We start from the raw sequence: 278 nt of genomic DNA on the forward strand, positions 1-278 counted from the left end.
ACGGTATTGTCGGCTGATTCTTCGGACTGTTTGTTGTCGGTTTCGGCAAAGAGGTCGGTATCGGCACTGCGGTAGTTGTAGTCGGCCGTGCGTATGCCTTCGACGATGGGGTTGTGACGGATGCTGAGGTTGAATAATGCTTCGGTACCGACACTCTCCAATCCGGCATGGGGACGGTAGGAAACGGGTAGGCCTTGGCTGCGCAAGTAGTGTTCGGGACTGTCGCCGAAGACGACTACGTCGCCATGTTGTTCATGCTGTTCGAAGGCATACCAAAT

Annotated in this window: 1 protein-coding gene; it reads right to left on the minus strand. The window is 54.7% G+C overall.

Going from position 1 to position 278, the window contains the following annotated elements; all coding sequences use genetic code 11:
- The coding region (locus ACTHUT_RS22370; RefSeq protein WP_440386924.1) for a contractile injection system protein, VgrG/Pvc8 family at positions 1 to 278 on the minus strand (278 nt) is incomplete at both ends.

The organism is Neisseria sp. P0022.S010 (assembly GCF_051956635.1).